Here is a 13,263-nt window from a genome sequence, read left to right on the forward strand (position 1 = left end):
TATACTTGACCTCGGCTTCGCGGGCTAGATGCCGACCCTCTGACGCAGCCGCTCGACCCAGCCCACAGGCGGATGCTCACGCAGCGGCGGCACGAGGGCGTGCGCAATCTTCTCGCCCAAACGATCGAAACGATACTCCTGCTCTGCCAGCGCCTGCCCGGCTGCGGCAATTCGGTCGGCAAGAGCGGGATCCGCGCGCAGCGCCGCGAGCTTCGCGCTCAGTTCCACGGCATCGCGGTATAGCACGACGTTTTCCATGTCGCGAAACCCCAAGGCGGCGTTCTCCCCGGCCCCCTGATCATTGGCGCACAGCACGCAGCCGCAGGCCATCGCCTCGAAATTCTTGATCATGTACTCGCCGATGCCCGCATCGGCGCTGACGAAGAAGCGGATGCGGTTGAGCGTCCGCAGGTATTCCTCACCCGAGGCCGTGCGCGTGATCAGGATCTGCTCGCGCGCGGCGATCTCGTCGAGCATCCGCCGGCGCCCCGTATAGACCGAACTCTTGGTGCTGCCGACGAAGGCGAGCTCGATGTCGCGCGCGAGGCCCAGGTTGCGCAGCATCGCCTGATCGTAGCCCTTGGGCACGAACACCGCGTCGAAACCTTCGCCACGCAGCCGCTGCGAAACCGTGAAACCGGACGAAATCACGCGCGCCCAAGGCAACTGCGCATAGTGGCGGCTGAACTTGCCCTGGTATTTTCCGGGGAAGTAGTTCTGGCAGGCGTCGTGCTCCAGGATCACCAGATTCGGCACCGTACGGATGAACGAAACCTGCCGGATCTCCTGCTTGAAGCGCAGGAAGAACACGATGCGGTCGTAGTCCTCGACGCGGACCTTGCGCCGGAAGTAGCGCCGCAGGTTGGCCTGATCCTCGCCCCCGAGCCAGCGCAGGTCGCAGTCGGTATGCGCAACGATGCCGTCGTAGAGACGGTCGAGGATGACGCGTTGCTCTTTCTGCACCAGCAGCAGGACGCGCAGGCGCGGCGCGCCGCTCATCGGGTCCATTCCGGCTCGCCGAGCACCGCCTGCACCATCGGCAACGCAAAGAAGCGCCGGCGCGCGGCCTCGTCCGAGAATCCGGCATACAGGCGCATGAAACCGCGCTCGACGAGCTCCGCCCGCCCGACTGTCGTCATGCGCGCGTGCTCGACCAGCAGACGCGCCAGCCCCTCCGCGTCGCGCAAGGGAAACAGCGCCCCCGCGTCGCCGACGACCTCGGGAGCGCCTCCGCAATCCGTCGCGATCACCGGTACGCCTGCGGCCATCGCCTCAAGCAGCACCATGCCGAAAGGCTCATGGTCGGAACTCAGCGCGAACAGATCGAAGACCGAGAAGGCGCGGCGCGCGTTCGGCACCTGTCCGAGGAAGCGCACCCGCCCGGCGATGCCCAGCTCTCCGGCAAGCTTCCGCAGCGAGTCCTCCAGGCGCCCCTTGCCGAGGATCGCCAGCAGCGCGTCGCCGGGGAGCTCCGGCAGGGCACGTGCGAATCCGCGCAGTAGCGTAGTCTGGTCCTTGTCCGGGTGCAGGCGGCCGACATTGCCGACGACGAAGGCATCGCGCGGCAGCCCGAGCAGGTCGCGCGCAGCCTCGCGCGGCAGCACTTCGGCACGCACGGTATCGACGTCGATGCGATTGTGCAGCGTCGCGATGCGCTCGGCCGGCCACGACGGCACGCCGCGGCGGATGTCGTCGCGGATCGCGTCGGACACCCCCAGCAGCCCGAGGCGCTTGCCGAACCAGCGCGCAAAAAGCTTGTGCGTCAGGCGCTCGTAGTCGCCGAAGGCGTGATGCACGCCGATCACCGGGAGTTTCGTCCCCCAGCACGAAATGTGGATGGGCTTGAAGCGGTGCGCGAGGATCAGCGCGAAGTCGCGCCCGGCGATGATCTCGCGCACGCGGCGCATCGCGTCGAGCTTGAGCCCGCGCACGTCGGCGCCGTCGTAGTCGAGGTAGATCACCTCGTCGGACGCCGACAACGCAGTGACTTCGTCGCTGGGCGGGTCGGTCAGGTAGACCGTCGTGACCTTGTACGGCGAATCCTTGAACAGCACCGCGTACTGCCGCGCGACGTCACCGAACGGACCGTAGTGACAGTGGCAGAACTGCAGGATGCGGCGCTCAGCCAAGGGCCGCGCCCTCCTTCACGACCAGCACGTCCTCCATGATCAGATACTGCAGATCGGAGCCGAAGAACATGTTCAGCGCGTCGGTCGGCGAGCAGATCATCGGCTCGCCGCGGCGGTTGAGCGAGGTGTTGAGCACCACGCCGTTGCCGGTGAGCTTCTCCAGCTCCTTCATCAGGTCGTAGTAGCGCGGGTTGTACTCGCGCTTGAGCACCTGCGCGCGCGAGGTGCCGTCCTCGTGCACGACTTCGGGCACGCGGCTCTTCCATTCCTCGGCGACCTCGAAGGTGAAGGTCATGAAGGGCGCGGGGTGGTCGGTCTGCAGCATCTGCGGGCCGACGGTGTCGAGCATGCTGGGGCAGAAGGGGCGCCAGCGCTCGCGGAACTTGATCTGCTCGTTGATGCGGTCGGCGACGCCGGCCGCGCTGGGGCAGCCGAGGATGGAACGCCCGCCGAGCGCGCGCGGGCCGAACTCCATGCGTCCCTGAAACCACGCGACGGGGTTGCCGTCGGCGAGGATCTGCGCGATGCGGGCGGGCATCTCGGTGTTGCCGTTCGCGATCTTCTCCCACTTCGGCTGCGCCGGGTGCTTCGCGCACGCGGCGATCACGTCCTCGTTCGTGTAACGCGGGCCGAGATAGACGTGCTCCATCTTCTCGACCGGCACGCCGCGTGCGACCGACACCCAGGACGCCGCACCCACCGCCGTGCCCGAGTCGCCGGAAGCCGGCTGCACGAAGAGCTCGCGCAGGTCGGGGCGCGCAATGATCTTCTGGTTGAGCTTGACGTTCAACGCGCCGCCGCCGGCGAACGCCAGCCGCCCGGTCTCGCGCAGGATGTCGCCGAGGTAGTAATCCATCATCTGCAGCGCGAGGTCCTCGAACAGCTTCTGCATGCTCGCGGCGTAGTGGATGTAGGGTTCGTCGGCGATGTCACCGGCACGCTTGGGCCCCAGCCAGTCGATCAGCTTGGGCGAAAAGTAGAAACCCTTGCCGTTTTCCTTGTAGCGGCGGAAGCCGATCACGTTCGCGTAATCGGTGTCGATTACGAGTTCGCCGTTCTCGAATTTCGCCAGGCGCGAGAAGTCGTACTTGTCCGGATCGCCATAGGGCGCCATGCCCATGACCTTGTACTCGCCGTCGAGCATCTCGAAGCCGAGGTACTCGGTGATCGCGCCGTACAGGCCGCCGAGCGAATCGGGGTCGTAGAACTCCTTGATCTTGTGGATCCGGCCGTTCTCGCCATAGCCGAAGAAGGTCGTCGCGTACTCGCCCTTACCGTCGATGCCGAGGATCGCGGTCTTCTCGGTGAAGCCGGAACAGTGGTAGGCGCTCGATGCGTGCGCGAGGTGGTGTTCGACCGGCACGATCTCGGTTTTCTTCAGGTCGAAACCCAGCTGTGCGAGGCACCACTCGATGCGCTTCTTGTAGCGGTAATAGCGGCGATTGCCCGTCAGGATCGCGTCGAGGCCGCGGTCCGGGGCGTACCAGTAGCGCTTCGCGTAATGCCAGCGCGCCGGCTCCGTGATGCTGATGGGCGCGAACGGGATCGCCACGGCGTCGACGTCCTTCGGCTGGATGCCGGCGAACTCCAGGCAGAACTTCGCCGCCTCGTAAGGCATGCGGTTCTTGGCGTGCTTGTCGCGCACGAAGCGCTCTTCTTCGGCCGCCGCGACGAGCTTGCCGTCGATGTACAGGGCGGCGGAGGGGTCGTGCGTCAGGGCGCCGGACAGGCCGAGAATGGTCAGAGCCAAGGGTGAAGCCTCAAGAATCGTAGTGCCGGTGCCCCATTGAGCCCCGGCATCGGAATGACGAAAAATCTTTGCAGTATACCGTCCCGATCACGGTCGCTGGCAACGCACGAGACCTCGCGATGTAACACATGTCGTACGATCGACGCTTCGCGATCGGGCTCGGCGCCCACGGGCTCGACATGCGGCACCGCGGCAAGAAGACTGAAGCGCCGCCGACGGTGCCGCTCAGGGCGCCCTCAGGGCGCCCTCAGGGCGCCCTCAGTGCGCCTCATCCCAGTTGTCGCCGACGCCGACCTCGACCAGCAGCGGTACCGCCAGCTCGGCCACGCCACACATCTGCGCCGGAAGTTCCGCACGCACGCGCTCCAGCTCGTCGCGCGGCACCTCCAGCACCAGTTCGTCATGCACCTGCAGGACCAGGCGCGACTTCAGCCCCGAAGACGCGAGCCAGCCGTGCACGGCGATCATCGCCTTCTTGATCAGGTCCGCCGCCGTGCCCTGCATCGGCGCGTTGATCGCCGCGCGCTCGGCCCCCTGTCTTCGCCCCACCTGCTGCGCACGGATGTCGGGCAGATGGAGACGCCGGCCGAACACCGTCTCGACGTAGCCGCGCTCCTTGGCCTCGGCCTTGACGCGGTCCATGTAGGCGGCGACCCCCGGGTAGCGAGCGAAGTAGCGATCGATCCAGCCCTGGGCGGCGGCGCGGTCGATGCCGAGGTTCTTCGCCAGGCCGTGCGCGCTCATGCCGTAGATGAGGCCGAAGTTGATCACCTTCGCATAGCGCCGCTGCTCGCTCGTGACCTCCGCGGGCGTCACGCCGAACACCTCCGCGGCGGTCGCGCGATGCACGTCCTCGCCTTGCGCGAAGGCTTCGAGCAGGCGCGCGTCGCCCGACAGGTGCGCCATGATGCGCAGCTCGATCTGCGAGTAGTCGGCCGACACGATCACGTGCTCGCGCGGCGCGATGAAGGCCGCGCGGATGCGCCGCCCTTCGGCGGTGCGGATCGGGATGTTCTGCAGGTTGGGGTCGGAGCTCGCAAGCCGCCCCGTGACCGCGACGGCCTGCGAGAAGCTCGTGTGCACGCGCCCGGTCTTCGGATTGACCATGCGCGGCAGCTTGTCGGCATAGGTGCTCTTGAGCTTGGCGAAGCCGCGGTGTTCGAGCAAGAGCTTGGGCAGCGGATAGTCGTCGGCGAGCTGCTGCAACACCTCCTCGTCGGTCGAGGGCTGGCCGGTCGCGGTCTTCTTCACCACCGGCAGGCCCAGCTTGCCAAAGAGTATCTCGCCCAGTTGCTTCGGCGACGCGAGGTTGAACGGCTGACCGGCCAGGTTGTGCGCCTCGCGCTCCAGCTCCATCAGGCGGCGCCCCAGCTCCTCGCCCTGTTGTGCGAGGAGGAACGGGTCGATCAGCACGCCGGTGCGCTCCATGTCGAACAGCACCTGCATCGCCGGCAGCTCGATGTCGCGGTAGAGCGCGGCGAGTGCCGGCACGGCCTCCAGTTGCGGCCACAGCTTCCGGTGCAGGCGCAGCGTGATGTCGGCGTCCTCGGCGGCGTACTCGGTCGCGCGGTCGATCGCGACCTCGTCGAAACCGATCTGCTTCGCCCCCTTGCCGCACACGTCCGTGTAGGGAATCGTCGTCAGGCCGAGGTGGCGCTTCGCCAGCGAATCCATGTCGTGCGACTTGTCGCTCTCGAGCACGTAGGACTGGAGCAGCGTGTCGTGCGCGATGCCGGCGAGGCGAATGCCGTGGTTGGCCAGCACGTGGGCGTCGTACTTGAGGTTCTGGCCGAGCTTGGCATGCTGCGCGGATTCGAACCACGGCTTGAGGCGCGCCAGCACCTCGTCGAGCGGCAGCTGCACCGGGACGTCCGGCCCGCGGTGCGCGAGCGGCAGGTAGGCCGCCTCGCCCGCGACGATCGCGAAGGACATGCCGACGAGCCGTGCCGCCATCGGATCGAGGCTGGTGGTTTCAGTGTCGAAGGCGACCAGCTCGCCGGCGTTCAGCTTTGCGAGCCAGACATCGAAGGTCGCCCAGTCGAGAATGACCGAGTACCCGCCGCGGTGCGCTCCCGGCACGCCCGGAGGATCCTCGGCGTCGACGACGCCAGTGCCTGCCTCAGCTGCCACCGCACCAGTCAGCCCGTCCAGATCCTTCAGCCAGCCGCGGAACTCGAAGCGCTCGTACAGCGCGCGCAGCGCCGCCTTATCGTCCCCGCGCGCCGGCAGATCGTCGAGTGCGACCGGCAACGCGACGTCGGTCGCCACCGTGACGAGCTTCTTCCCCAGCGGCAGGAAGTCGAGGTGCTTCCTCAGATTCTCGCCCACCTTGCCGCCGACCTTGTCGGCATTGGCGACGAGCTTGTCGAGCGTGCCGTACTCGGCCAGCCACTTCACCGCGGTCTTCGGGCCGCACTTCTCGACCCCCGGCACGTTGTCGACGGTGTCGCCGACCAGCGCGAGGTAATCGACGATGAGCTCGGGCGGCACGCCGAACTTTGCGGCAACGCCGACCTCGTCGAGCACTTCCTCGCTCATGGTGTTCACCCACTTCACGCCGGGGCGCACGAGTTGGGTCAGATCCTTGTCTCCGGTCGAGATCACGACCTCCCAGCCGCGCTCGAGCGCCAGGCGCGTCAGCGTGCCGATCACGTCATCGGCCTCGACCCCTTCGACCGCCAGCAGCGGCCAGCCTTCGGCCTGCACCGCCTCGTGCAGCGGCTCGATCTGGGCGCGCAGGTCGTCGGGCATCGGCGGACGATGCGCCTTGTACTCCGGATACCAGTCGTCACGGAAGGTCTTGCCCTTGGCGTCGAACACACAGGCGCGGAATTCGGCCTTGTAGTCGCTTTCGAGCCGACGTAGCATCGACAACACACCCCGGATCGCACCTGTCGGCTCGCCCTTCGAATTGCGCAGATCCGGCAGCGCGTGGAAAGCGCGATACAGATAGCTGGAACCATCGACGAGCAACAGGACGGGCATCGGACAAACTTCCTTGCGGGATCCGGGCGAATTCCGGAATCAGATGAAGCCGGCACACGGACCGGCAGAACGACAAGACGAGAACAACATGACCGCGAAAGAGAAAGTCCCTCCCAACGCACCGAGCAGCACGACGCAGCGTTTCAACGCCCGCGAGTCGTGGCGGATCTTCGGAATTATGGCAGAGTTCGTCGAGGCGACCGAACGGCTCAACGCTGTCCGGCCCGCGGTGTCCATCTTCGGCAGCGCGCGCATCCCGCCCGACCACATGTACTACATCCTCTCGGAAAAGATCAGCCGCCTGCTGTCCGACGCCGGCTTCGCGGTGATCTCCGGCGGAGGCCCCGGCATCATGGAGGCGGCGAACAAGGGCGCCTATTTCGGCAAGAGCCCGTCGATCGGCCTCAACATCCAGCTGCCGATGGAACAGAGCTCCAACCCCTACCAGGACATCTCGCAGACCTTCCAGCACTTCTTCGCGCGCAAGTTCATGTTCGTGCGCTTCGCCTCGGCCTACGTCGTGATGCCGGGCGGCTTCGGCACGCTGGACGAACTGATGGAAGCCCTGACGCTGATCCAGACCGGCAAGAGCCGCAAGATTCCGATCATCCTCGTGCATGGTCCGTTCTGGAAAGGCATGATCGACTGGTTCCGCGACCGCCTCGTCGCCGAGCGCATGATCAACCCCGAGGACCTCGACCTGATCCAGGTCATCGACACGCCCGAAGAGGTCGTCGAGGCGATCTTCAAGCACTACGAGAACCGCGGCTTCCTGCCGCTGCCCGAGGAACACGAACTGCTGCTCAACCTGTAGTGATTGTTCATTCGAATACTCGACGCGGGATGCGCCTCGTATCGGCGAACCGCCCCCGAATGACGGACGCACAACGCGGGTCCCTGCTAGAATCCGCGCCATCCAAGGAGAGCACCATGCGCCGCAACCTGATCGTGCTGCTGATGGCCCTCGCAACCCCGGTTGCGGCCCAGCAGCCTCCGAAACTCGAACCGATCCCCGAACCGCCGCCGATGCCCGCGAGCGATCCGTCGCTGGATCCCGAAGTCCGCATCGTCAAGCGTGGCGAGGACACCGTGCAGGAGTACCGCATCCGCGGCAAGCTCTACATGGTCAAGGTCACGCCGCCGCACGGCGTGCCCTACTACCTGATCGACAACGAAGGCAACGGCGTGATGACGCGGCAGGACGTGCTTCCGACGCTCGCCGTGCCGATGTGGGTGATCAAATCCTGGTAATGCAACCCCGGCCTGCGGGCCACTGAGCACCGTCTTACCCAGCCATGTCCGTTTTCACCGCTGTCGCCCCCGAGACGCTGTCGCGCTGGCTCGGCCGTTATGCCATTGGCCGCCTCGTCGAGCTGCAGGGCATCTCGGCCGGCGTGCAGAACAGCAACTTCTTCGTCACGACCACGCTCGGCCGCTATGTGCTGACGCTGTTCGAGGCCATCCCGCGCGCCGAACTGCCCTATTTTCTCCACCTCATGGCCCACCTCGCGCGCCACGGCCTGCCGGTGCCGGCGCCGATCGCGGATCGCGACAACGAATATCTCGGCACGCTGTCGGAGCGCCCTGCCGCGCTGGTGATGCGCCTGTCGGGCAAGTCCGAGATGGCCCCCACGTCCACGCACTGCGAGCGCGTCGGCGCGATGCTCGCAGGCCTGCATCTGGCCGGGCTGTCCTACGGCCGGCGCCAGGACAACCCGCGTGGTGCGGCGTGGCGCACGACCGCCGCCGCGCGCGTGCGCCCCTTCCTGCCGGCGGACGAACAGGCCCTGCTCGATGCGGAGCTCGCCTTCCAGGCCGCGGTGGACTACGCCAGCCTGCCGCAGGGCGTGATCCACGCCGACCTCTTCCGCGACAACGTGTTGTGGGATGGCGACTACATCGGCGGCGTGATCGATTTCTACTTTGCCGGCCACGACGCGCTGCTCTTCGACGTCGCCGTGACCGTGAACGACTGGTGCACGACCGCAGGCGGCGAACTCGACCCTCAGCGCACGGCCGCCCTGCTCGCCGCCTACCACGCCGAACGCCGCTTCACGGATACCGAACGCGCGAACTGGCCGGCGATGCTGCGCGCCGCTGCGCTGCGCTTCTGGCTGTCGCGCGCCGAGGACTTCCACCTGCCCAAGCCGGGCGAAATGGTGCTCGTGAAGCCGCCCGCCGAATACCGCGACATCCTGCGCCTGCGTATCGCCGCGACGCCTCCGCTACCGATCTGAACGATGAACGATCCGCACACGACCGATCACGCCGCATCGCACCGCCGCCATCCGCTGCCGCCGGCGGCCCACGTCACGCCTGGCGACACGCTCGGATGGATCGCCGCGGGCTGGAAGACCTTTATCGCCAACCCCGGCACCTGGGTCCTCCAGACGCTGGCGCTGATCGCGGTGCTGTTTGTGCTCGCCGCGGCGGTGGGCTTCATCCCGACCATCGGCCCGCTGCTCGCCCCGCTGGTTCTCCAGCTGGTGTTCCCGATGCTCGTCGCCGGCATGGTCACCGGCGTCCATGCGCAGCATGAGGGCCAGCCGCTGCGTGTCGCCCATCTGTTCGAGGGCGCCCGCCGTCACGCGGGCAACCTGTTGATGGTCGGCTTCTTCTTCGTGCTCGGCGGGCTCGCCGCGGCACTGATCGCGGTTCTCGTCGGCAGCAGCGCCGCCGTGACCGGCATGCTGGTCGGCCTGCTCGGCAGCATCGGCCTCGCCAATGGCGTCGCCCTGCTTTCGGCCGCACTGTGGCCCGTCCTGCTGATCCTGCTGCTGATGGCGCTGTGGTTCGCCCCGGCGCTGGTCGTGCTGCAGAACGTCTCGCCGCTCGACGCTATGAAGCTCTCCCTGCGCGCCTGCATCTCCAATCTCGCCAGCTTCATCGTCCTCGGCTTCGTGCTGTACGTCCTGACCTGGTTCGCCATGCTGCCGTTCGCGCTGGGCGTCCTCGTGCTCGTTCCGGTGATGGCCGGCGCGCTGTACGCGGCCTGGCAGGACACCTTCGCTCCGCACGCCCCGCAGCCGACACCCGCGCTGCCCGGCCCCACCGACGCCCCTGCCGAGTAAGCGCATGCACGCACGACAACTTCCGGCCCAGCGCGGCTTCGCGTGGCTCGGCGAAGGCCTGCAACTGTGGCGGCGCAACCCCGCGCTGCTCACCTTCGCGTCCTTCGGCTACCTGCTGCTGCTGATCCTCGTCAGCGTCGTGCCGTTCATCGGGCAGGTCCTCGCTTCGCTGCTGATGCCCGTCCTGTCGCTGGGCGTGCTCAACACCTGCCAGGCCATAGCCGCCGGCCGCAAGGCGGGGCCGGACGTGCTGTTCTCCGGCTTCCAGCAGAATCTCCCCGCGCTGGTCGCGATCGGCGGCATCTATCTCGCCGGCAGCCTGCTGGTGCTCGCGCTCACGGCCGTCGCCGACGGCGGCGCCCTGTTCGGAATCATGACGAGCGGCGGCAAGCTCGATCCGGAAATCGCCACCAGCACCGGTTTCACGATGGCGCTGCTGGTTGCGATCACGCTGTCGACACCGGTGATGATGGCCTACTGGTTCGCCCCCCTGCTCGCCGGCTGGTGGCAGGTGTCGGCCCCCAAGGCGATGTTCTTCAGCTTCTACGCCTGCCTGCGCAACTGGCGCCCGTTTCTCGCGTACTCGATCGCGCTGGCGCTGTTCGGCGCGATCCTGCCGGGCATCGTGCTCGGCATCGTCGGCATGGTCTCGCCGACGCTCGCGACCCTGCTGTCGGTGCCGCTGCCGCTGCTGCTGATCCCCATCGTCTTCGCCAGCTTCTACACCAACGCGCGCGACATCTTCGGCGAGCCCGGCAATGTCCCCGAGCAAACCTGACGCCGGCACGTTGGGGCTGCTGGGCGGGACCTTCGACCCGATCCATTTCGGACACCTGCGCCTCGCCGAGGAGGCCCGCGAGGCGCTCGGGCTCGCGCAGGTCGCGCTGATCCCGGCCGGCCAGCCGCCGCACCGCGATATGCCGCAGACCCCCGCCGCAGACCGCCTGGCGATGGTGCAGCGGGCGAGCGCCGGCAATCCGGGCCTCGTCGTCGACGCTGGCGAAGTGTACGCACCGGACAAGAGCTACACGGTGCTGACGCTGGAGCGCCTGCGCGCACTCCACGGGCCGCGGCGCCCGCTGGTGCTGATCCTCGGCGCCGACGCCTTCAACGGCCTGCCGGGCTGGCACCGCTGGCAGGAACTCTTCGGCCTCGCCCACATCGCGGTCGCCAATCGCCCGGGTTTCGCGCCGCACGGCCGGCGCTGGCCCGGCACGCTGTCGCCGGAACTCGACGCGGCGTGCGCGGGTCGCATCGACACGGACCCTGCAGCCCTGCACCGGAGCCCGGCCGGGCGGGTCGTTCCCTTCGACATGACGCCGCTGGCTATTTCCGCGTCGCTGATCCGCGACCTCATCCACGGCGGGCACAGCGCCCGCTATTTGCTGCCCGATTCCGTTCTCGACTATATTGGGCTGCACCACCTTTACCGCAGAACCTGATGGACACCCGCACACTCGAAAAAACCGTCGTCGCCGCCCTCGAAGACATCAAGGCCAAGGACATCGAAGTCCTCGACACCACCCGTCTGACTTCGCTGTTCGACCGCATCGTCATCGCCACGGGCGACTCGAACCGCCAGACGCGGGCGCTGGCGCGCAACGTGCAGGAAAAGGTCCGTGAAGCCGGCGCGCCGGTCATCAGCGTGGAAGGCGAGGAAACCGGCGAATGGGTGCTCGTCGACCTCGGCGACATCGTCGTGCACATCATGCAGCCGGCGATCCGCGTCTACTACAACCTCGAGGAACTGTGGGCCGCCCCCTCGACCCTGCGGCGCGGCCGCAGTGCGGCGGGCGTCGCGGCGCAGTGACGCCTCGCCTGCAACCGGCCCGGGGCCGGTCGCAGCGCTCGCACACTCATCCATGAAACTGCTGATCGTCGCCGTCGGCACGCGCATGCCCGCATGGGTCGAGGCCGGCTTCGACGAATTCGCGCGCCGCATGCCGCGCGAGTTGCCGCTGCAGCTCGTCGAAGTGAAGGCCGAACCACGCACCACCGGCAAGACCGTCGAAGGGATGATGGCGGCCGAAGCGACCCGCATCGAGGCGGCCCTGCCGCCGCGCTGCCGCCGCGTGATCCTCGACGAGCGCGGCAGCGACCTCACCACCGTCGCGCTCGCCGGCCGGCTTGAAGCCTGGCAGGCCGACGGTGCCGACGTCGCGCTGATCGTCGGCGGCCCCGACGGCCTGTCACCGGCCCTGAAGTCGAGCGCGCACGAGCGCATCCGCCTGTCCAGCCTCACGTTGCCGCACGCGCTGGTGCGCCCGCTGCTCGCCGAAGCCCTGTACCGCGCCTGGACGGTGCAGAAGAACCACCCTTACCACCGGGAATGAGCGGTGCAGCGGGGGACGTTGCCGACGGGCGCCTCGTCCTCGGTCGCGACGCCCCGGAAGGCGCCGGCACTCGCATACCTCGCCCCTATTTCACGGCGCCGAAATCGAACACCAGCGGCTCGGACACGCTCTTGTGTTCGGCATTGGCCTTGTTGAACACGGCGACCTGCCCGGTGAGCCGGGATCCCGGCTTGAACACGACATCGTCGGCGTTGCCGGTATCGAGGGCGCGGGCGAATTCCAGATTCCAGTACCCGGCCTTCCACACGCCCTTGGCTGCGACGTCCGCGGCACTGCCCGAGGCGTTCGCTGCCGCGAACGAAGGCAGGCGCTCGCCCTTGTTTTCCTTCGGGCGCGGCAGCATCTCGTAGGGTGCGGTGCCCTCGTCGCGCCGCTTCGAGATGTAGATCACCGGACCGTCCTTCACCTGATACTCGGCGGCCGATTCCTGCATCTTCGTCGTCACGTGGTGCGTCATGTCCTCCGCGATGCCGCCGGGGTTGGTGCGCGCGGCCGACCACAGCCACACGTCGACCGTGTAGTCCCGGGTCGACAGCATCGTGCGGTCGAAATCACCGGCAAGGTGGAAGCGCACCGCGAACATGTCCTCGAGCTGGTTCTCGCGCTGGTACTTGTCGCCGCGCCAGCTCCATTCCTTGTGCACGGTGTCCGCGGCATCGTCGGGATAACGCACGGCGAGATAGAGGCGCCCCGCCGCGACGCCTGCCTTCAGTTCCACCGCAAGGCTGCCGGCTTTGTTGCGCTCGCCGGCCGGATCGAGACCGTACTTCGCGCGGTCCTCGCGCTCCAGCGCGGGCTTCACGGGGACCTTGACCCAGCCGCTGCTGCCCCACTCGCCCAGTTCGCCGTCGACCTTCGGAGCGGCGGCGAGGTTCGCCACCGGAATCACCTGCGGGGCCTGGGCCTGCGCGGCCAACGGCAGCAGCAACAGGAGCGTGGCAAGTAGTTTCATGGGCGGCTCGGTCGGGTGTCGG

General features: G+C 67.6%; 13 protein-coding genes. 8 read left to right on the plus strand and 5 right to left on the minus strand.

What is annotated here, in order from left to right; genetic code table 11:
- Positions 1-24: 24 nt before the first annotated feature.
- From F464_RS0121085 to polA, 4 genes are all read right to left on the minus strand, one after another.
- Positions 25-1,008 (minus strand): glycosyltransferase family protein, encoded by a 984-nt coding sequence (locus F464_RS0121085; RefSeq protein ID WP_018991844.1) that lies wholly within the window; start codon positions 1,006-1,008, stop codon positions 25-27.
- Entirely contained in the window at positions 996-2,129 is a 1,134-nt protein-coding gene (locus tag F464_RS0121090; protein ID WP_018991845.1) for a glycosyltransferase, read from the minus strand. The genes F464_RS0121085 and F464_RS0121090 overlap by 13 nt, the downstream gene beginning before the upstream one ends.
- A complete protein-coding gene (locus F464_RS0121095) occupies positions 2,122-3,879 on the minus strand; it encodes a carbamoyltransferase family protein (RefSeq protein ID WP_018991846.1) in 1,758 nt (585 codons plus the stop codon). Before F464_RS0121095 ends, F464_RS0121090 begins: the two co-directional genes overlap by 8 nt.
- Positions 3,880-4,137: 258 nt before the next feature.
- On the minus strand, positions 4,138-6,864 hold the full coding sequence (gene polA / locus F464_RS0121100; protein ID WP_018991847.1) for a DNA polymerase I: 2,727 nt from the start codon (positions 6,862-6,864) through the stop codon (positions 4,138-4,140).
- An 88-nt stretch (positions 6,865-6,952) separates the two neighbouring features.
- Here polA and F464_RS0121105 point away from each other — a divergent pair, with 88 nt between their 5' ends.
- The 8 genes from F464_RS0121105 (at position 6,953) to rlmH (ending at position 12,268) form a co-directional block, all read left to right on the plus strand.
- Positions 6,953-7,678, plus strand: a complete 726-nt coding sequence (locus F464_RS0121105) for an LOG family protein (protein ID WP_018991848.1) — start codon at positions 6,953-6,955, stop codon at positions 7,676-7,678.
- 116 nt (positions 7,679-7,794) lie between these two features.
- Positions 7,795-8,115: a DUF2782 domain-containing protein gene (locus tag F464_RS0121110; protein WP_018991849.1), complete on the plus strand. Its 321-nt coding sequence runs from the start codon at positions 7,795-7,797 to the stop codon at positions 8,113-8,115.
- 44 nt (positions 8,116-8,159) lie between these two features.
- The gene (locus F464_RS0121115) at positions 8,160-9,101 is read left to right on the plus strand and encodes a homoserine kinase (RefSeq protein WP_018991850.1); all 942 of its coding nucleotides are present in this window, start codon (positions 8,160-8,162) and stop codon (positions 9,099-9,101) included.
- 3 nt (positions 9,102-9,104) lie between these two features.
- The gene (locus F464_RS0121120) at positions 9,105-9,935 is read left to right on the plus strand and encodes a DUF2189 domain-containing protein (protein ID WP_018991851.1); all 831 of its coding nucleotides are present in this window, start codon (positions 9,105-9,107) and stop codon (positions 9,933-9,935) included.
- 4 nt (positions 9,936-9,939) lie between these two features.
- On the plus strand, positions 9,940-10,713 hold the full coding sequence (locus F464_RS0121125) for a BPSS1780 family membrane protein (protein ID WP_018991852.1): 774 nt from the start codon (positions 9,940-9,942) through the stop codon (positions 10,711-10,713).
- Positions 10,694-11,377, plus strand: coding sequence for a nicotinate-nucleotide adenylyltransferase (gene nadD, locus F464_RS0121130; protein WP_018991853.1), 684 nt, complete (start codon positions 10,694-10,696; stop codon positions 11,375-11,377). Before F464_RS0121125 ends, nadD begins: the two co-directional genes overlap by 20 nt.
- Positions 11,377-11,745, plus strand: a complete 369-nt coding sequence (gene rsfS / locus F464_RS0121135; RefSeq protein WP_018991854.1) for a ribosome silencing factor — start codon at positions 11,377-11,379, stop codon at positions 11,743-11,745. Before nadD ends, rsfS begins: the two co-directional genes overlap by 1 nt.
- A 52-nt stretch (positions 11,746-11,797) precedes the next feature.
- Positions 11,798-12,268 (plus strand): 23S rRNA (pseudouridine(1915)-N(3))-methyltransferase RlmH, encoded by a 471-nt coding sequence (gene rlmH, locus F464_RS0121140; RefSeq protein WP_018991855.1) that lies wholly within the window; start codon positions 11,798-11,800, stop codon positions 12,266-12,268.
- Positions 12,269-12,353: 85 nt separating this feature from the next.
- On the opposite strand, the gene F464_RS0121145 is transcribed toward rlmH, so the two are convergent.
- The gene (locus F464_RS0121145; protein WP_018991856.1) at positions 12,354-13,241 is read right to left on the minus strand and encodes an ethylbenzene dehydrogenase-related protein; all 888 of its coding nucleotides are present in this window, start codon (positions 13,239-13,241) and stop codon (positions 12,354-12,356) included.
- Positions 13,242-13,263 lie beyond the last annotated feature (22 nt).

Source organism: Aromatoleum toluclasticum ATCC 700605 (assembly GCF_000378245.1).
GTDB lineage: Bacteria > Pseudomonadota > Gammaproteobacteria > Burkholderiales > Rhodocyclaceae > Aromatoleum > Aromatoleum toluclasticum.